The 20,731-nt window shown below is 40.1% G+C and carries 13 protein-coding genes and 1 pseudogene; 4 read left to right on the forward strand and 10 right to left on the reverse strand.

All coding sequences use genetic code 11. The features are described 5' to 3' along the window. Window positions 1-11: 11 nt before the first annotated feature. Both NEE14_RS07890 and NEE14_RS07895 read left to right on the forward strand, forming a co-directional pair. A complete protein-coding gene (locus NEE14_RS07890) occupies window positions 12-1,472 on the forward strand; it encodes a PepSY domain-containing protein (RefSeq protein ID WP_251968765.1) in 1,461 nt (486 codons plus the stop codon). Between the two features lie 91 nt (window positions 1,473-1,563). After that, complete coding sequence (locus NEE14_RS07895; protein ID WP_251968764.1) at window positions 1,564-2,925, forward strand: cytochrome-c peroxidase; 1,362 nt, start codon at window positions 1,564-1,566, stop codon at window positions 2,923-2,925. Window positions 2,926-3,013: 88 nt separating this feature from the next. On the opposite strand, the gene NEE14_RS07900 is transcribed toward NEE14_RS07895, so the two are convergent. Continuing rightward, entirely contained in the window at window positions 3,014-4,669 is a 1,656-nt protein-coding gene (locus NEE14_RS07900; RefSeq protein WP_338578827.1) for an IS1182 family transposase, read from the reverse strand. Between the two features lie 451 nt (window positions 4,670-5,120). Between NEE14_RS07900 and NEE14_RS07905 the strand changes: the two genes are divergently transcribed. Further along, window positions 5,121-5,432 (forward strand): helix-turn-helix domain-containing protein, encoded by a 312-nt coding sequence (locus NEE14_RS07905; RefSeq protein ID WP_251968789.1) that lies wholly within the window; start codon window positions 5,121-5,123, stop codon window positions 5,430-5,432. Then, on the forward strand, window positions 5,429-6,559 hold the full coding sequence (locus tag NEE14_RS07910; protein ID WP_251968788.1) for a type II toxin-antitoxin system HipA family toxin: 1,131 nt from the start codon (window positions 5,429-5,431) through the stop codon (window positions 6,557-6,559). The genes NEE14_RS07905 and NEE14_RS07910 overlap by 4 nt, the downstream gene beginning before the upstream one ends. Before the next feature lie 96 nt (window positions 6,560-6,655). On the opposite strand, the gene NEE14_RS07915 is transcribed toward NEE14_RS07910, so the two are convergent. The 9 genes and pseudogenes from NEE14_RS07915 to NEE14_RS07955 all read right to left on the reverse strand — a co-directional run bounded on the left by NEE14_RS07915 (window position 6,656) and on the right by NEE14_RS07955 (window position 20,429). Next, complete coding sequence (locus NEE14_RS07915; protein WP_338578828.1) at window positions 6,656-8,968, reverse strand: TonB-dependent receptor; 2,313 nt, start codon at window positions 8,966-8,968, stop codon at window positions 6,656-6,658. A 168-nt stretch (window positions 8,969-9,136) separates the two neighbouring features. Next, on the reverse strand, window positions 9,137-10,336 hold the full coding sequence (locus NEE14_RS07920) for a DUF4934 domain-containing protein (RefSeq protein ID WP_251968772.1): 1,200 nt from the start codon (window positions 10,334-10,336) through the stop codon (window positions 9,137-9,139). A gap of 58 nt (window positions 10,337-10,394) precedes the next feature. Next, complete coding sequence (locus tag NEE14_RS07925; protein WP_338578829.1) at window positions 10,395-11,555, reverse strand: 6-bladed beta-propeller; 1,161 nt, start codon at window positions 11,553-11,555, stop codon at window positions 10,395-10,397. A 20-nt stretch (window positions 11,556-11,575) separates the two neighbouring features. Next, on the reverse strand, window positions 11,576-12,742 hold the full coding sequence (locus NEE14_RS07930) for a 6-bladed beta-propeller (RefSeq protein ID WP_251968771.1): 1,167 nt from the start codon (window positions 12,740-12,742) through the stop codon (window positions 11,576-11,578). Between the two features lie 20 nt (window positions 12,743-12,762). Then, on the reverse strand, window positions 12,763-13,971 hold the full coding sequence (locus NEE14_RS07935; protein WP_338578830.1) for a 6-bladed beta-propeller: 1,209 nt from the start codon (window positions 13,969-13,971) through the stop codon (window positions 12,763-12,765). Between the two features lie 49 nt (window positions 13,972-14,020). Then, complete coding sequence (locus tag NEE14_RS07940) at window positions 14,021-15,235, reverse strand: 6-bladed beta-propeller (RefSeq protein WP_251968744.1); 1,215 nt, start codon at window positions 15,233-15,235, stop codon at window positions 14,021-14,023. Between the two features lie 378 nt (window positions 15,236-15,613). Beyond that, window positions 15,614-17,371 carry a tetratricopeptide repeat protein gene (locus tag NEE14_RS07945; RefSeq protein ID WP_251968743.1) on the reverse strand — a complete coding sequence of 586 codons (1,758 nt, stop codon included), beginning with the start codon at window positions 17,369-17,371 and terminating at the stop codon, window positions 15,614-15,616. 239 nt (window positions 17,372-17,610) lie between these two features. After that, window positions 17,611-18,729, reverse strand: a pseudogene (locus NEE14_RS07950) (AAA family ATPase); the annotation flags it as partial. Between the two features lie 188 nt (window positions 18,730-18,917). Next, window positions 18,918-20,429 (reverse strand): NAD(P)H-hydrate dehydratase, encoded by a 1,512-nt coding sequence (locus tag NEE14_RS07955; protein ID WP_251968742.1) that lies wholly within the window; start codon window positions 20,427-20,429, stop codon window positions 18,918-18,920. Window positions 20,430-20,731: the final 302 nt, after the last annotated feature.

Below are 20,731 nucleotides of genomic sequence, written 5' to 3' on the forward strand. Positions count from 1 at the left end.
ATAAATGACGCATGCATAAACTACATTCATTTATCTTGACAACACACCGGATACTGGGCACCTTGCTCAGTATCCTTTTCTGCATGTGGTTTCTCTCCGGACTGGTCATGATTTATCATACCTTTCCCCGGGTAAAACAGGCTGACCGATGGAGCCGAATGGATTATCTGAAAGCTGATTCTCTTCCGGCCTGGGACGAAGTACAGAAACGGCTTCCGGCCAACGAAGAGATCCGGCATATTTCGCTTTGTCAGAGTTTAGGGCAACAGGTTTTCCAAATCCGGACAGACAACGGATCACATGAACTGACCACCGACTTTTCAGAAAGAACCCATATCGATGCTTCTTCCATCAGGCAGGTGGCAGCGAGCTGGAATTCATCTCCGGTCGAACGGATTGATACACTTTACACCTTGGAGCAATGGATTCCTTTTGGAGCACTCAGGCAGCATTTCCCGATCTATAAATATTACTTTGCCGATAAAGACAGGCACCAATTATATATTTCGTCGAAGACGGCCGAAATCTTACAATATACCAGTCGGGAAGAACGCTGCTGGGCGTGGTTGGGAGCGATTCCTCACTGGATTTACTTCACTACTCTCCGGCAGGATATCGACCGGTGGATAACCGTGGTCGTCACACTTTCCGGCATCGGCTGTATTTTCTGTCTGACAGGCTTGTATCTCGGAATCCGGGATTTCCGGAGAGCACGCCATCAGCACAGGCTTTCGCCCTACAAGAAGTTCTGGTACAAATGGCATCACCTGGCAGGTGCTGTTTTCGGTCTGTTTGTGCTGACGTTCTGTTTCAGCGGGATGATGTCATTGGCCAACGTAGAAGACTTCGGCATCCGCTCCCGGCTTGACTTTAATCCGTCTCAGCAACTGAAGCAAATGTATCCGGGAAACTATCCGCTCGATTACCGGAAAATCATCCAATGCCATCCGCATCAGCTCCGGCAATTGGAATGGACTCACTTCGGCCTGATTCCGCTCTACCACGCTCAGACTGACAGCGGACCTATGACCTGGGATGCGCGTTGTACCGATTCCCTGAAGCCTTTAAACCTCACACCCGAAGATATCCGAGACGTATTACAGTCCATCCACGGGAAAGAGGCCAACCTGAAAATCGAATGGTTGAATGAACAGGATACATATTATGTTTCCCGTAAGCGGAAACTGGCCCTGCCCGTCTGGAAAGTACAGATAGATGATGCGGATGCCAGCTGTTATTACATTCATCCATACAGCGGAGAATTCCGGTATGTGAATCGTCCTGCCCGATGGCAGCACTGGGCATATCCGGCATTGCACAGCCTGCAGATACCCGAACTGACCACTCATCCGCGACTGTGGTATCTGATCATGTGGATACTGATGTTAGGGGGAACATTTGTTTCTCTGTCCGGATTCTGGCTTGCCATCCAGTATCTCCGAAGAAAAATTAAGTCCAGACGATGGAAATAAAGACATCGGTTATACAGAATTCTGAATATACTCGTATCTTTGCTGACGATAAAAGAGAGTTTATTATTAACTATTTTAAACAAAGGAAAGCATGAAGAAAGTATTTCTCCCTGTAAGCCTGGCATTACTGGCAGGACTCACTGTCAGTTGTTCTACGACAGAATATAAAAAATATGCCGGCGATGAAGCCAAACAAGTGGCTTCCATCTTGCGAGAGAATGGCTGTATGGACTGCCATTCGGCAAATGCTCCTCTTCCATTCTACGGTAATTTCCCCGTTATCGGTTCAGTCGTGAAAGCCGATATGGTAGAAGGAACGCGGTATGTAGACTTTACAGATATGCTGGATGCTTTGGATAACGGCAAGCCAGTATCGGAAGTCGATTTAGCAAAACTGGAGAACACGGCAATGAGTGGTTCCATGCCTCCTGCCAAGTTCTCGTACATGCCTAATCACTGGGGAACAAGTCTTGACAAAGACGAAAAGGCCGTGATTCTGGCATGGGCAGCAAAGGAGCGTAAAGCTCATTATCAATCTCCTACGGTAGCAGAAGAGTTCGCGAACGAACCTTTGCAACCGTTGATGGAATCCATTCCGGTCGACTCTGCCAAGGTCGCTTTGGGATGTGCCTTATACAATGACACGCGTCTTTCTGCTGACAACACCATTTCCTGCGCGTCTTGTCACGGACTGGAAACAGGTGGTGTAGACCGGAAGCAATACTCAGAAGGTATTAACGGACAATTAGGTGGTGTCAATGCTCCTACGGTTTATAATGCAGCCCTCAACTTCGCCCAGTTCTGGGATGGCCGTGCTGCCGACCTGAAAGAACAGGCTGCTGGTCCTCCATTGAATCCGGTAGAGATGGGACACAAGTCGTTTGACGACATCTGCGCTGTTCTGGCCGAAGATAAAGAATTTACCAAAGCATTCACAGCGGTATATCCGGACGGTTTCAGCCAGTCAAACATCACAGAAGCCATTGCTGAATTCGAAAAGACATTACTGACTCCTTCTCGTTTCGATAAGTATCTGCGAGGAGATAAATCAGCCTTGTCTGCCGAAGAAATCGAAGGTTATGACTTGTTTAAGAGCCACAAATGTGCAACCTGCCACGTAGGTATGAACATCGGCGGACAGTCTTACGATTACATGGGTATCAAGAACAGTTACTTCGATTACCGTGGTACCGGTCTGACTGATGGTGATAACGGACGTTATTCTGTCACTAAGAAGGAAACTGACCTGCACAAGTTCAAGACACCGACCTTGCGTAACGTCATGATTACTTACCCGTACATGCACGACGGTTCAGTCAAGACAGTAGAAGATGCTGTACGTATCATGCACGAATTCCAGATTGGTACAGCCATATCGGATGCCGACATGACCAAGATCGTAGCCTTCCTGCATTCTCTGACTGGCGAATATAACGGAAAGACATTGCAATAAGCAATTCATAGTATAAAACATGAGGGTGTGTCGTAATACGCGATTCACCCTCTTTTCTTTATCAACGATAAGAGCGTAGTTAACTTTTTCAGGCAGCGATATTCTGAAGATAATCTCGATTATTTTGTTCCCAATAGCTTAAATGAGCGGTAATAAGGCCGTAAAGGTGTTTAATTGGCCAATTTATACCCTCTTTATTCATCTTGGTACACATCTTTTTTATATTGAAGGCGATGGCCAGGAAGGAAAAGTCCATGAGAACCTTGTCCTTTCCAAAATGACGGAAGCGCTTGTAGTTCATGTTGAATTTTATCTGTCCAAATACAGCTTCCGGTTCTATGCACCTTTGCCCTCTGTGTTTCAGCCCTTCTTCGGAACAGAGAAGTTCCCGGGCTTTCTGTTTGTATATCCAGAGTCGGTGATTCAGTTCTATCGTCCTGTTTCCTTTAGCTTTAAAACACAGACATCTTAACGGACATCCTTCGCATCTGACAGCCCTATACCTGGCATATTCGACTACATATCCGGATTCGGTTTTCGTATGCCTGGTGCCTGCCCTCTGCATCTTTTGTCCCATTGGACAGACACAGTAATCCTGTTCTTCATTGTAGAAAAAGTTTTCGGCTTTAAAAGGATTCGGTTTAAATCTTGGCCGCTGCTCCATGTGGAAATAATTGTATTTGACGTATGCTTCCATCCCGTTTTCCGACATAAAGTGGTAATTCTCTTCTGATCCGTAACCGGAATCAGCAACCACCGTATGAGCCAACTGGCCGTATCTGTCGGCAAAGGACTTCAGGAAGGGAATCATCGTCAAGGTGTCAGTCGGATTCGGGAAAAGAGAATAATCGATAATGAATTGATTTTCCGTAGCAATCTGAAGATTATATCCGGGTTTTGTCTGACCGTTGCGCATGGCATCCTCCTTCATTCTCATAAAGGTGGCCTCTTTGTCTGTCTTGGAATAAGAGTTGCGGTCCTGAAGATTGTCCAGATGGTTATTGTATTCCTGAAGCTTATCTCTATGTGCTTCCAGTTCTTTCAGCTGCCTGCGTTTCTTTCTCAGTGCAGATTTCTGCTCTTTCGTGGATGGTTCTGAAGCCTGTTCAAGGGCATTGCGTAATTCTCCTGCCATTTCTGTCAGCATGGAAGGGGAAAACTCAATTTCCTCGTTGTTTTCCGAAGCTTTTTCCTGAGCGATGACGTCATCTATTTGGCTAAACAAAACACTGATTTTCTTCATCAGTCGTTCACGGTTTCGCTCAACGCTCTTCCGCCATACAAAAGTATATTTGTTGGCCTTGGACTCAATCTTTGTTCCGTCAATATATTCCACATTCAGACTGATGAAACCTTTGGATGAAAGCAGAAGTACGGTTTGGGTAAACACTTCGTTAATTTCCTTCTTCACCCGGTTACGGAAACGGTTGATAGTAATGAAGTCCGGTTTCTCATAACCGGCTAACCATATGTAATGGATATCACGACGAAGATGCTTTTCTATTTTCCGGCAGGAGTATATATTGTTCATATAGGCATACAAGATAACCTTTAGCATCATCTTGGGATGGTAAGGACTACGGCCGTATTCTTTGTATAACTTCCTGAAACCTTCAAGATTCAGGCTTTCAACCAAAGCGTCAACCATGCGTACAGGATCGTTTTCTGCAATATCTTCATCGATTCTTTGCGGAAAAAGTACCGTTTGGTTGGGAGTGTATGGACGAAAATGTATCTTTGTCATATGTGTAAATCTTTATGCTTAAAGATACAAAATCTTTAGGTAATAACAAAGCCCCAGCTTGTGAAAGTCGGGGCTTTGTGCTAAAAAAGAAGGTGTGCTTTTTGACACACCTTCATTTAAACAGAATAAATTTACTCAACATAAATACAGGCTCCCTCCTTTCACAACTAACTTATAATCTACAACGATAAAGATAAAACAAAGCTTGCTGCCAGGCAGGATTTGACATTCCTTAGCAACGTATAATTAACTGGGGTATTAGGCTTCCCTAAACGTATTTGAGACAAATGGATAAGCCCCTGATTTTGCCGAATGTTCAATACTAGAGTCTGTTTATAATTTATCAAGAAGAATTGTACAAGATCTTTTGCCTATCTGCTCAAAAAACACTATATTTGGCATATTATTTTAAGGGATAAGAATATATATTGTTAATTTAGCATAATATATTATGAAATATAGTTTTGATGTTTTCGACAAGAATCCTGAGCGTCTAGCAAAAATCTTGGCAGAGAATTGTCGTAAGCGCAGACTTGATAAGGGTCTGAGCAGGCGTAGCCTCTCTGAAATAACAGGCATTCCGGAAGCGACACTCGAACGTTTTGAAACTAAAGGAAAGATTTCTCTTGAGGCATTCCTGAAATTGGTTGTTGAATTTGACTGGTTTGACGAAATGAGTGCCATTATGAGTAAAAGCAAGTTCACTACAGGTGAGGAACTTGAAACTATAAACCGGAACCAAAGAAGACTGAAAGGAAGATGAAAGATATTTTAAAAATCATAGTTTCATTAGATGAACGTACTGTCGGCACTTTGCAGATGACACCTGAAAGAGATCGGTGTGTGTTCGAGTATGACAAGGATTGGATCGCGAATGGTTTCTCGATATCGCCATGGGAACTTCCACTCCAGACAGGACTCATATACTCAAAAGAAAATAGTTTTGGTGGCGGATTTGCCGCATTTGAGGACAGTATGCCGGATGGTTATGGCCTCTACCTGCTTGACAGAATGCTTCGTCGTGAAGGCTGTTCTTTGGGCGAACTATCCCCTCTTCAGAGACTGTCTCTGGTTGGCAATTCCGGAATGGGAGCACTTTGCTATAAGCCAGAAACATTAAAAGAGCATATTGCTGCCATTACAGACAACGACTTTGACGAACTTCAGCGTAAAGCTATTCATGTACTCTCCGATAAAAGTGATGCGGATGCATCCTTCTTGTACTACAATAGCCGTAATTCTGGTGGAGCAAGGCCAAAGGCGGTATATAAGACTGCTGACGGTTCAGACTGGATAGTAAAATTCAGACATATATACGATCCTTCAGATATGGGTAAGACAGAATATCAATATATGCGAACAGCTAAGAAATGTGGAATTGACATTCCTGAGATCCGGCTTATTAATGACCGCTACTTCTCAATTAAAAGATTCGATGTCAAAGGCGGTCATCGCATCCATACTCTCACTGCGGCAGCCCTTCTACAATCTGATTTCCGCACTCAGAGCATAGATTACGTAAATCTTCTTGCCTTGACCGGTTACCTTACACAAGATCCTGCACAAGTGGAGCAAATGTTTCGCAGAATGGTTTTCAATATCGTATGCGTCAACAAAGACGATCATGCCAAAAACTTCAGTTTCCTCTGTGAAAACGGCAAATGGACACTTGCCCCTGCATACGACATTACTTATTCCCCGGATGGTACTAGAGGCGAACATGCAACGTCTGTCAAATATTCTGGCAATCCAAACCTTGAAGACATCATTTCTGCCGGCACAGGCATCCGCATAAGCAGAAAACGTTGCATTGAAATTGTCGAAGAAATCGAAGCTGTCTGCAACGCAGAACTTGATGTTGATAAAATAGTAAAAATCAAGGGCCGATAAAAGAGCGCTCTTGCTATTGGCTGTATGATTCCCGCTATTCGGACTCATTGGGGACTTACACCCATTAGCTAATACTCATGCCAAGAACACCTTGCTTTATTTAACTTTAATACTGCCAATTCCTGAATCCGAGTTATATAACCGTTGCTGCTGATAGCGTTTCTGTTGTACTTTGTTCTTGAACGTGTATAATATTCCGATCATCGGCATCAAATAGCGGTCGGTGAACTTTTGTACTGAATGATAATAATAACCTGCATCTTTAATCGTCTCTTCAAGGTGGTTATCTCCGGCAGCAAAATAGCGTAATCCGGCCGTCAATGCCCAGTTCTTAGGCAGGTTCCAGGTAAATATCATTTCTGATTCCGGTGTCGAGAATGATTTACTGGTTTTTGAGTAACGATATCCACCATAAAATAGATAGGCATACAGGGATACTTTCTTGTAAAACAGATTCAAAGACGCGTTTGCCCCCCAATTGTTCCCGCTGAATGGCATTCCTTCGATAAAGTCTTTCTGATAATAAACGCTCATATTCAGATTACCGAAGGTTGAGAGGTTGAAACGGGTGTTTATTCCCGTACGCAATTGCTGCAAGTTGTCCAGGTTCTCATAGGTCTGCACATACCGGTTTCCTTCCATGTAACCGATATCCGAGATTTGTTTGGCAGAATAATCATACAGAACAAACGGCGAAAGATAGATGCCTTTATGATTCCAGGTATAAGACAAGTTCACCGTATTATCCACATAAGGCTTCAGATACGGATTCCCCTGAATCAGCATCAGGCTGTCGGCAGATGTGTTACGTGGATTCAGCAAGCTGATGTCCGGCGAAGTACGCTGGCGGGAAAAGTATAATTGGAAAAATGATTTTTGGTTCAGATTGTATGTCACCGACGCTCCTGGCACGAAAGTGACATACCGGTTGTGTATGCCGTCCGCATTGGTAAAAACAAAATCAACACCCAACGATAACTGATAAGACAAATTGGGTAAAACAGAATGCGACAAGTCTCCGAAAATATATTCCCTCAAATCCTTGTAATGATAAATGGGATAATTGTTGCCCACGTCTTCAATGAACGAATGCTGCATATAAGTATTTGCCCCGAAGTCCATCTTCAGTTTGTCCGACAACTGCCAGTCGTAGTTTATATCTACGTTCAGAGATTTCTTTTTGTTATCCAAATCTACAACCGATTTATAGCTGGACAAGGCAGACTCTTCTACACGGTCGCTTTGCGCTCCCGAACCGAACCAACCGAACCCACCTTTTATTTCCAGATAGTTATCAGTCGGGAAGGTATGTTTGTAATAAAGATTATACGTATTCATATAATAATGATTATCTGTGGACTGCCATGCAGTGAGAGGAGCTGATTCATCCGCCGCCAAATCAGTGATTGTTCCGGAAGAAGTCTTGTTAATATCATTCGGATTTGTGATATATGAAACAGCCCAGCTCAAATAGTCCTTATCCGATATTACCCAATCCCCACCGACATTGGCACTTATCATGTTGGTATTAAATCTTTGCTGCTGAGATAAATCACGAATGATGCCACTTGTTTCCGTATATTCTTTAAAATCCACATCATCATTATGAAAATAGAACTGCTGTGCCGTGAGATACAAGGAATATTTGCTGTTACCGGCACCTAAAGAAAGTCCCGAAATACCATATACGGCTTCTACATTATGCCGGGAATAAAGATTACCATTCAGATAAGATTTCTCCTTTTCACGCTTGATCTTTATATTCAGAATCTTACTTACGGCTTGCTCTCCACGGTATTTTGCCGAAGGATTTTCTATTACTTCCACTGATTCTATCATTTCCGGATCCAGGCTGTCGAAATATCCCGGACGGTTCACTCCATTAATCAGTATAACCGGTGTTTCGCCCGAACTTAACCGGATGGTACGGTTACTTTCATCAATAATCAGTTGAGGAATTTCGCGCAAGGACTCATACGCCGATTTAGCTTTCAGTGCCTGAGAGGAAAGGGTATATGACGTATATCCGGCACCGGCTTTCACTAAATCCCGGCGATCGGCTTCTACCGTCAGTACATCCAGTTCCTCAGCATTTTCTTGCAAGATAAAAGAATATGCCTGCTGCTGTTGAGCCAAGTTTATGGAGTGTTCCTGCATTTGATAACCCAGCATGGATATGATACAGCGGCATTCATTCTTCGGAAGATTCTTCAATTCGAACAGTCCTTTCGCATCCGTAATAGTTCCTCCCATCAACGAATCAGCAGCATAAAGCATGATTGTTGCACCCGGCAATGCTTCTTTCTGTGGATTAACTACTGAGCCGGAAAAATTATACTGCGCATAAATCAGTGTGTGGAATAATAATCCGAATGCGCATAACATGTATTTACACCGATTCTTTTTCATGGTATTATCCTCCCAATTTTTATTACAAAAAGAACACGTATATTTCAGTATGGCATATTCACTGTAAATAAAGTAACTATTATTAAAAATAACAAGCATTTATCTATTAAAATGAATGTTTTTATAGGCGTATATGATTTACAGGTGAATAATTATTGCCATAAAAGTTTACAACATCACAATGATTGGATTATCATCTTCTTCAACTTGAAGATGCTTTTTCAATTCGTCTGAAAGTTTCTCAGGAAGAAGTAAGGCGCAAAATTTACCATTATTAGAAACATTCCGGATTTGTAATGGCTGATTGAATTTGGCATCAATCCATTGATCGCTATCCATTACTTTCACATTTCCTGTCTTTTTCTGATAAATACCACAGTAAGCCTTTTGATTCTCCGAATAAAAACCTGTATGAAAGTGGAAATAAAGCAGATTTTCGTTCTCTAATACATAGTCAATACTTATTTTATTTTCACAACCGGCTACATTCAGACGATCTTGATAATCCCAATGCCAATTACCCAGATTAAATATCCAGGAAGGTTGCAAACGATTCTTTTCAATTGTATAGATTGTATCATTAAAAGCCTGTTTAACCCGTATTTCTTGTTGGTATTTCCATAAAGAAGGACTATTAATGGCCATGTAGAATTTCCTGTCTCCTGAGAATATGGCCATTTGCAAATCTCCTCCGTAGGAAACATAATTCCCTAAAAGATTTGAGATGGATAATAATTCATCTAAGGGAAGTACATCTTCTTTTAAGTCCGGGATTATCTCCAATGATTCTGATTTACAATTGTAGGTAAATAACGTAGGGGCTGAATGATCAATACATAATTTATTCTGTCCGTAAATTGTATCTGCAGTAATCAGGAAACATGCTTGTGCCAGATTACAATGCAAATCATCACCCACAATAATTCTATTTATATAGTTATTTTCCACATCGTAAACCTGCCAGTCGTTTTTCCATCCTAAAACATAGATGAGATTCTTTTGGCTATCTATCCAATAATTTACTTTCCCCCATGCATCTTTGGCATATCCTTGCGGATCTATACCTATATGCCCAATCGTTGAAAGAAACTTTCCTGTTGTCCGATCAAACAATTTCAGACTCTGATTCGCCGAAGAAACTAAAATATAGTCATTGAATACGCGCATATCTGCTTGTTCTCCAATTAATGAGCTATCGGTTGTTTCCAATGGAATGTAAGTAACATCCGAAGTTATTTCTGAAAGCTGAATAGTTTCAACCGAATTCATGGCACCTTCCAGATTAATGATACTATCTTTTATCGGTGTATTTTGTTTGTTGCATGCAAACAACGCACCTATGATCAAAAATAGAAATATCTGTTTCATAATTATTATATAGTTGTATTTTACAATAAATGGTTTCTGTTTCCTATTATGATTGATATTACTTAAATGTCAAAAGCATATAGACATTATTCCCGTTTTCCCGATCAATCTTTTCCATCAGTTCTTTTAATTTACCTTTTAGCCGACCATCGGCGTATGCTTCTTCCAATTCAACCAAATCAAGTACGACAAGGCCATGCCGAGAGGATGAGGTTAGTATCTCCGGAGCAATTTCTACTTGCTTACCTTTGAAGTCGTCCATCTTGATCTCCTGTTCATAGACAGTACCATCTTTCTTGTTTTGCATCAGATACACCGAAGGTAATTGTCCATTTTGAACTTTTACGATTATTTTCCGATAGAATAAGTAATCAGCAGCGTCCACAAATGTATTGGCATAAATCACCGGATCCATGGAATGAATACTTGGTTGCTTGATCAATACGGGTATTAATTCTTTGTTCTTATTAAAGAAGAAAACCGTATCTGTTGAATAGTCCGATAATAATAATCCATCTTTATAATTCACGATCTGGTTTTGCGTACTGGCTATTACAGATACCCTTTGTTCATCCTGATTTATGGCATACAGTTTTACCTTTTCACCTGATGACACATCAAGACGTTTTAGTTCTGAGCCATCAGCTTTGGATATTAATACAAAATTATCAGAATCAAACAGTAAGAGTGAACCATTATCATAGTTAGCCATACTTGTGATTCGTTTATCATCCGACAGTGATAAAGCGATCGTTCGTTTGTATACACCCGATGAAGAGTAAACAATCAACCTTTTTTCTGACAGTATGTATAACTCATCATTTGCTTCATCATACACTACTTTTGAGAAATAATCATATTCATCAGGTCCGTTCCCTTGATGATTGAATTTAGATTTCGGTTGTCCGTCTTTTGTAAAGAAAAGAAAACTGCCTTCCGAATAAAAGACGAAAGTATGATCTGATACATATAAAGGGTTTCCACCATATATGTAATCGTTTCCCTCATTCATATAAACATACTGTATATCGGCTATTTCAGATAAAAGTATTTCTTTTTTGGGATAGTCTTTTGACAGGTCTATTGTTGTCAAGCCTTTTTCTTGATCAGTACTTGTACACGAACAACCAAGTAGGACAAATTGTATCATCCCAATAAAACAGTAACCGAACATTCTTTGTAGCATGTCATTCTTAATTTTTAATACGTTTGTTTTCATAAGCGTATCATTTTACTATTTCACTTCTTCGGCTTTACCAACATAATTACCCCATTATCATCTTCACTCAATTTCGCAGCTATTTCTTTCAATTTTCCTTTCAGCTTTCCATCCTCGTAATCTTGGCAAAGATCTGAAGCGTTCAAGGTCGCACACAATCCTCCTGTGGAATTTATCGGACTCAGCATAAACATATGTAATTCTTTTTTAGATGAATAATCCCCATTGTATACGATATAACTGGAAAATTCCTTTTCTTGGGTATCATACAAGATGTACGTTCTCGGAAATCCTTCTTTCTTTCCAAAATCAAAGACATTCTTTATACTTTCCATAAAATAATAACGATCGGAAACCAATCTTAGAATTAGATGAAATTCCGGGTTCATGGTATGAATTGGTGGTGTTTTCGCTATAAATGGGCGTAAACTATAATCGGCCATTAAAGTATAAATCGTATCTGAAGAAAGTTCCAGCAAGATCCAGTTATCATTATAAGGAATAATTCTACTATATTCTCCAGGCCCGACCACTTTTGTTCCTTCGTCATGCTGTAAAATTTGAAGAAGAAGTTTTTTCTCTTTAAATGGAACTTTAATCTCTTTCGTTATGCTTCCATCCTGCTTGGATACAATCAAGAATGGGGTATCTTTATTCAATTCATCATAACAAATCAAATTATCTTTATCGTAATTGTATACATTCCAATAACTATGGCTTCCTCCTGTTTGCTTCTGCTTAAAACTTCGTTTGAAATTCCCCTCCAAATCATAAACTAATACTTTTTTAATGATATGGTCATCTACTAATATTTCATTATTTTCTTCATCCAATGTAATACCGCTACAAAACATGTATTCTTCTCCGCCTTGCCCTTTTCGGTTTATCTTACGGATAGCTTTTCCTTTCCGGTTATACACAAAAATATCACCGTCACGGCCATAGTTTTTCACTATGATGTATTTTTCACCAATTGCCTCTACTGCTCCCTGATTTATAAACTCATCGTTTGTTTCCAACGGAATATATTCCACATCCATAAAGTCCTGAAGAACCAGTTTTTTTTTAGGAGAATAGCTGCTTTTGGTTACATCGACTGTTATAAAACCATCAGTCGATGTAGTGTCTCTTCCGCAACTTGTCATTACAAGCAGAAGGATTGTCTCGATAAAGATGAATGTTTTCATAAGCGTATCATTTTGGTATTTCACTTCTTCGGCTTCACCAGCATGATAACCGGGTTTGAATCTTCGATTAATCCTTCAGCTATTTCTTTCAACTCACCTTTCAATTCATCTTTTTCAAGTGATTCAAGCAAATCAACAGCTTCCAGCTCATCCCATGCTGCTATCTTACCGTCTAAAGGCCTAAGGACATTCATATAGATTTCTTTCTCAGAACTATAATCTCCATTGCAGACTTTATAGTTAAAAAAAGCATTTTCCTTTTTGTCATACATCAAGAATGTACGAGGGAAACCGGCATTCTTTTCAAAGTCATACTCATTTTTCACCGTTTCCATAAAAATATAACGATCAGAAAGCAAGCGAATCATCAGATAAACTTCCGGATTCATATCACCGACTGAAGGTGTTCGCACAATAAACGGGGATAAACTATTATCGGGTAGTAACTGATAAATGGTATCAGAAGAAAATTCCACAAGGAACCAATCTTTTTGATAAGATAGAATGCTCCGATAATAACCTGAAGAAGCAGAGACTATGAGACCTGTTTTATCATCTTTTTTCCCAACGACCATTCCTGTCTTTTTCTTATCAAATGGAATAGTTATCTTCTTTGTTATACTTCCATCTTTTTTTGAAACAAGCACAAAAGGAGTTTTAGCATTTAAGAAGTCATAGCATATCAGATTATTATCATCGTAATTATATATTTCCAAATAAAATGAGCTCAAATCCGAATAATAAGGATATGACTCTAAAGAGCCTTTTCCTACCTGATGTTTAAGGGTTCGTTTATAATTTCCATATAAATCATACACTAAAATCTTTTGTATATGGTGTGAGTTGATGAAAATTTCCTCATTTTTTTCATCCAGAACCATACCTGTTATATTGACATATTCTTCGGCTCCTTGTCCTTTTCTGTTGAATTTATGAAGTGCTTTTCCTTTACGATCATATACAAAGACATCTCCTCCGTTTTTTCTATTTTTAACCAAGATATATTTCTCGCCTACATCTTGTACAAAACCTTGGTTAATAAACTCATCGTTTGTTTCCAACGGAATATATTCCACATCCATAAAGTCCTGAAGAACCAGTTCTTTTTTAGGCGAATAACTGCTTTTGGTTACATCGACTGTTATAAAACCATCAGTCGATATAGTGTCTTTTCCGCATCCTGCCAACAGAAGCAGAAGGATTGTCTCGATAAAGATTAATGTTTTCATAAGCGTGAGATTATAGGTATTTACGATTCAATCAATTCCTGCCAAGTCGCTATTTCAATTTATAGAATACAAAGATCGGATTTCCTTCTTCTTTTATTTCTTTCAATTCGTTTGGAATCTCAACTAATCCTTTGTCTTTATATACTGATAATTCTGCTGGAGTAAAAGCTTGCACAAGTTCATTTCCAAAAATACTACCCCAAACAGGGAATGAACCAGTGCCTCGCATACCCGATAAACCATATTTGTAGGAAGCCAATGTTGGTAATTCTTTAAAAGGAAGAGGAAGTTGACAATGTTCTACTTCTAATTCTCCATTGTTCTTTTCAACGGAAAGAATGGCATAATTGCCTTGATAGCGACATCGGAAATAAAAATGTGTAGCAGTTTCCAGGATGTCTTGAACAAATATTTCCTGTCCGTCTCTTTTTAAACCACCCATATCTGTAAAATCTGTAACATCAGAACCTCGGATAATTTCCTGGTCTGAATTTTCCAATTTTAAGATACAAGCCACAGAAATAGTATCCAAGCCTATCCGAAAGACAGTATCGTTTGCTCCAGACTTGAATAAAATGGATTGATTGTCAAATGAAGGGGCAGAAGCAATATTTGCCGTAAATCCAGTTTTTTCGGCTGGTACTAATGGTGTATAAAAGTTATTCTTATTGAATAATAGTTCACCTGAATCGTTGAATGTTCCTATTCCGAAACTACCTTGCTGAAAAGGTATAAATCCCATAGCTACGGCAGCAAAACGGTCTGGCGCAATCATGCGGGTGTACATCATCGGCATCGGACTGTTCATCCGTTTTATAGGTTCTCCTTCCAAGGTAAAAGCCCAGATACTACTTCCAAACAAATAAAGCCGGTTATTTTTCTCATCTACTTGCATGCCAGCCAATGGTCCGGAAAATTCATTCGGCCCTTGTCCCGATTTGATCAACGTCCGGATGAAATTCCCTTCGCGATCGAACAAAACAATCCGCGATTCTCGAACAGGTAAAACATAAATATACTTACTTGTTACCGCATAGTCATTAATGCCATCAACCAATGATTCTTCATCGTCTGTTTCCTTTAATATTACAAATTGTGGTTTCTCTATTTCATCCCCCAATGAAATACCTTCCGGATGATCTATTGCACTACGAACATCGACTTCTGGTATATTTGTTTTTCCTGCATTTTTAGATTCTGTACAAGCCGACAAACCTAGAATAATACTGCAACAAGCGAGTTTCAATAACATTAGATTTTTCATAATCTGATATTTTTATTTGATTAAACTTCCTTTTTATAGGTTACTCCTTAGAATAAAACCTTCACTATATTTATTTCTAATCCTTTTCTCGTTATATTTTATATTTTTGACAGATGTCGAAAAGCTTTACTATATTCGTCAAAAAGATTTAGCATATATATGGAAAAGCTTTACGACTACTGTCAAACAATTAAAAAGTAACGAGTTTTGCAGATGAAAGTAATAGGAACAACAAACTTTCATACTGAACTCGATGTCCTTTCCTCAAAAGTAAGGAAAGAAATGATTCGTTGTATGGACACTTTTTATATACATCAATCAGTTGACAAATAGAAAGTTAATCGATAAAACAACGTTATTTTACCGGACAACCAACTCTTAAAAATGGTGAATAAATTGTTCTAATTCGCCTTTTTCCCATTTCTTACTCGGATCTAAGCGCCTTTTGAGCCGTTGTTTTCGCTTTTCCAGGCTGTCGTCTGTTATTTTTAACAAGGATTTCTGTTCCGTTTTGTCGTATCCCAAACGAATAAGGCAACAAAGCTGGAGGTCTGTGTCGGTCAACTGAGGAAAAGCTTTTCGTAACCGCTCGGAGAATTGTTGGTGCAAAGCATCCGTGCGGGCAATCAGTTCCGGCCATTCCTTCTCTTCAATTGTATGGGTTAGTTTGATTCGTGCAAATATATCCGGCGTATTTTCCCGCTGTTTGATGATTTCTTCGTATTGTTTGATTTCCTCGTCCTTTTGGTTGAGACGGATCAAAATTTGTGATTTCTGATTATTCAGTTTTTCATTCTGTTCAAGCAGATTGGATACTTCTTGTTCTAACGAAGTCTTTTCCTGTTGTAAATCATCATAATCGGATTGTCGCAACGACAAATTATCCATTTGTTCCTGATAAGAAGCGATGGTTCGTTTGTTTTCTGCTATTTGAGACCAAATCGCATGCAATTGCTCAAACAGGCGGATCGTTGTCCTTTTCTTATCCATGTAAACAAGCAAAATAATAATGATTGCCACAAGCAATAAAAAACTGCCCCAAAATATCAACTTCGACTGTTTCAGCTCCAGTTGCTGTTTCTCCGTGAGGAGTTTCTCATGCTTGTATTTGGCTTCGGCTGCTATAACAGCTTTCCGATTTTCTACTTTTTGGATAGAATCATTGCATTCCCAAAACAGGTTGTTGTATTCTACGGCTTTTTGGTAGTTTCTCTGTCCTGTATACACATAATAAAAGCATTGGTAGGCAGAGCGTTTTGTATATAAATTCTTCGTTTGCAAGGCCTTTTCCAAATAGGAAATAGCCAAATCATTCCTATCTGTTAAACGATACAAATCACCTAAATTTAGATAGACCTCACCTCCCAGACCAGATAATGGATCGTCTTCCAAACTAATCAGCTGCTGCAAGCAATCGGCGGCTTCCTGATATTTCTCACAATACTTATAAATGGCGGCTAATTCATTCAACTTGGCTTTAAGAATTGGGATATAAGAGATTTGTTTAGCCATAGAAATCGCTTTTTGGTAAAACTCTATCGACCGAGTCCAATCTTTCTGTAGTCCATAAACCCTGCCTAAATAGGAATTAGCATAAGATAAGCTGATACTATCATTGTCTTGTTCAGCAAAATACAAAGCCTGCTGATAAGCTTTCAACGCTTCATCAATAAAACGGGAATACGCATAAACATGACCTAATTGTGAAGCCGCCAGATATTGCAGTTTATAATCGTCGCTACCTTTGGCAAGATCTAATGCCTTCAGAAAAGAGTTAACAGCATGCTCGTTATCATTCAAATCTCTTTGTACGCGGCCCAACGTATAGAAAGCCGTAGGCAATTTCGATAAATCATTGGTTTTCTCATAATAGTTGACAGCAAAACGGATTAACGAATCCGACGTATGCGTGCGATATGTTTTATCTATGGCCTGAGTCATCAGCAAACACCAGCGGGCCCGTTCCTTCTCCGGATATTGCTGCGGATTCGGTATCTCTTTCAAAAGCGTATAGGCGCTATCCGGTTTATAAGTCTGGATAAATTCTTCGGCTTTATCCAACACTTCGAAAGTCCTACCGGCATGACGGCAAGCAGCCAACAAAACAAGCAGCAAAAGAATCAAGTAATTTTTCATGAATATAACAATACTAACTGATTTCGTTACTCAAAAGTAGAAAAATAATTGATTCCTTGTATGGACAGCCTGTTTGTGTGCCAAATGAATGATAAATAGGAAGTTAATCGATAAAACGCCCAATTTTTACCGGACAGCTATTCTTAAAAAGAGTGAATAAATCATTCCAATTTGCCTGTTAAGCCGTTGTTTTCTCTTTTTCAGGCTGTCGCCTGTTGTTTTTAACAAGGACTTCTGTCCGGTAAAAGATAACGGGTAAAACCCTCCTCAACTTCCTTATTCGGGAAACCTAATGAATACACACCGAATTCCTTGTCGTATCCCTTTATCGTGAGATAGCCACTCTGATATAAAACAGGAACCGGATTCGTAGTCATCGAATCTATTCCTCCCAAACAATCAGCACTAGCCAATTCTTCAGTCAGACGATGCAAATTATATTTACTACGTTTCAACAATTCTACCAGAAAAGTCGGCGTACCGGTTTCGAACCAATAGCTGCCAAATCTCATTTTAGCAAACGTATTCAATAAACTGAATGGATTGTAAATATCATCGCTATTCCCGGCAAAATGATAACCATCGTAAAGTTTCTTCAACGTAGATTTCGCTTCTTCCGGTGTCATTCCGTTATTTTCTCCCAACGCTATAATATCTTCCTGAAAATTCTGGTAGAGTTCATCCTCCGTTATTCCACAAAGATTCGTAAAACGGTCATCAATAGATATATCCATCAGATTATTCAAGTCGCTGAAGACACTCACCTTACTGAATTTCGTCACTCCGGTAAGCAAAGCAAACTTGATATATTGGTCACAACTTTTCAATGTCCCATAAAAAGCTTTCAACGTGCTCCGATAATCGGTCAGCAAGGCCTCATCGCCTAACGCCTGAAGCATTGGTTTGTCATATTCATCAATCAGAATTACAACATTATGCCCCGTCTTTTCTGACGCACGCTGTATGATTCCCTGAAAACGCAATGATAAACTGGTTTCACTGTCTCTTTTCCCATAGATTTCTTCCCATCTGCACAAAACATTATGAAGAACACCATCGAGTTTGTCCGGACTGTCATATTTCTCGTTGTTTAAATCAAGATGTAAAACGGGATATACGGTCCAATCCTTCTCCAATGTTTCCATGGCCAAACCATGGAAAAGTTCTTTCTTACCTTGAAAATAAGCTTCTAAGGTAGAGATAAGGAGACTCTTTCCGAATCGTCGCGGACGGCTCAGAAAATAATATTTGCCACTATACACAAGCCGATGAATCAATGCCGTCTTATCTACATAGCAATAATTCCCCTTGCGTATTTCTTCAAAATTCTGTATGCCTACCGGATAGATTCTATTCATAATATTCCCATTTTATCTATTGCAGTTCCATCTTGCACATGGCTTTTACAAACATACTGATTTTTTGTTTCTTGTCCAAAATTATATATCCGAATAGGAATTATTACGAAGGTAAGTTCTACAAAAAAAGGTGAGCCAACACGTTGACTCACCTTTCCCTTTATCGTTCATGCTGATTTTCCTGCCTGTCAAATAACCTGCTTAAAGGCTTTTCCGAGTGAATCGATCAGATCACCGGAAATCATGCCCCGCTCACTCCATTGGGCCGCAGCCAAATCTCCGGCTGTTCCATGCAAGAATACACCGGCAACTGCTGCCGTTTCCGGTTCATATCCCTGAGCCAACAAGCCTAAGATGATGCCGGTCAAGACATCACCGCTGCCGGCAGTTGCCATTCCCGGATTACCGCAGACACTGTAATATACATTTCCTTCGGATGTACAAATAGCCGTGTAAGCATCTTTCAAGACAACACACAACCGGTGCTCTTTGGCAAACTCACGAGCTTTCTGCAACCGCTCGTAAGCAGAATTACTGGCTCCGGCCAGACGGTCAAACTCTTTCGGATGCGGAGTCAGGATACTGCGTGTCGGTATCTTATTCAAGATATCCCGGTTCGCTGCAATCAAATTCAACGCATCGGCATCCAGCACAACCGGTTTGATGACAGCCGACATCAGTTCGTCTAAAGCCACTGCCGTTTCAATCTGCTGACCTAAACCCGGTCCAACTCCCAACGTCGTATAAGGCGTAATGTCCGGAGCCGCCGTAAAGAAATCTGTATGCGGGTCCAGATCGACCATTGCTTCCGGCACCGCCGTCTGCATCATCAACTCTCCACATTTCGGCAGATGAACAGTCAGCATCCCGACACCACTACGCAGACAAGCCCGGGCAGACAACTGGGCTGCACCCAATTTACCACGGCTGCCGGCCACCAGCAAAGCATGACCGTATGTTCCTTTATGCGTAAACCGCTTGCGAGGTTGGAATACACAGGCGATATCTTCTTCCGTTACCATGTAATAGTTCGTCGGCGTATCGGCCACAGCCTGCGGGTGCATATTGATGCTCAACACCTTCCATTCTCCCACATATACTTCGTTTTCCGGCATTAAAAACGACAATTTCGGGAAATTGAATGTAAATGTCTTTTTAGCACGGATAATACATTCCTTGTCGTTCTCCCGATTATCCTCGCCGAACAAGCCGGATGGAATATCAACGGAAACAATCTCGGCCGGTGTGCTGTTGATATATTTCACCAGTCCGGCAAAACCGCCTGTCAACGGACGATTCAGACCTGAACCGAACAGACCGTCGATCACCACATCCCGAGATGACAGATAAGGCGGAATGAAATTATCCCGTATCTCAGTAAATTCTACTTGGTCAATATTCAACAAACGGCGTTTATTCTCTGCACACTCGGGGCTCAGATATCCCGTCGGATTGAACAGATATACAACGACTTTATACGATTCATCGAGCAACTGACGGGCAATGCCCAAAGCATCAGCCCCGTTATTTCCCTGACCGGCAAAAACGACAATCCGGTGCATCTTCGAGTAATGGTTTCTAAACTCATTCACAAAAGCTGTAACCGCCTCTTCCACCAGATCTATCGGGGCAATCGGCATATTCAGAATCGTGTATTTATCAATATCTTTAACTTTTTCTGTTGCAAATATTTTTATCATAGCTTTCCTGTATTCTTCGTCTTTAATTTATTTCCGACAAATGTAAGGATTTGTTTTCATATTTTCTTTGTTTAATCCAACATTTACACATCGTTCTGGGTTTCAAAAAAGGATATGCAAATATAAACTTCACAACTAATCCTTAGTACAATAAGAGCAATTATACACCAGTAATACACGATTTTCACAGTTTTTTCCCAAATCTCCATCATAACATCTCATTCTACAAATGCTTTACTATAACTTCTCACTTCAAAAAAAGTGTAAATAAAAATTATGCACACATAAATGCGCACAAACCG

Source organism: Parabacteroides sp. AD58 (genome assembly GCF_023744375.2).
Classification (GTDB): Bacteria; Bacteroidota; Bacteroidia; order Bacteroidales; family Tannerellaceae; genus Parabacteroides; species Parabacteroides absconsus.